This is a genomic window from Massilia sp. CT11-108 (assembly GCF_047302915.1).
Lineage (GTDB): Bacteria > Pseudomonadota > Gammaproteobacteria > Burkholderiales > Burkholderiaceae_D > Telluria > Telluria orientalis.
This window is the reverse complement of the sequence record NZ_JBKYMO010001797.1, coordinates 1-232: the sequence shown is the minus strand read 5'-3', so window position 1 is coordinate 232 and position 232 is coordinate 1. Positions and strand designations below refer to the sequence as shown.

At 57.3% G+C, this 232-nt stretch carries 1 pseudogene; it reads right to left on the bottom strand.

From position 1 onward, the window contains the following. A pseudogene (locus ACEN88_RS36360) lies at positions 1-194 on the bottom strand (hypothetical protein); the annotation flags it as partial. Between the last annotated feature and the right edge of the window lie 38 nt (positions 195-232).

The window sequence follows — 232 nt, the reverse complement described above, 5'->3', positions numbered from 1 at the left end:
CCGCCCGCCGTGATGCCAAAGACGAATGTCTCGTTTTCGGCATCGTCACCTGGAAAAGTGACTTTTGTGGGTTCCTCGACACGATGTCGACCATCGCCCAGACCAAGTTGACCGTGACTGCCCACGCCCCATGAAAAGACCTCGCCTTTAGAAGTAAGGGCGAGATGGTGGTGGTCGCCGAGAGCAACCTGGATAATCGACCTTCCTTCAAGGGCAGGGAGCGAGACCGGCA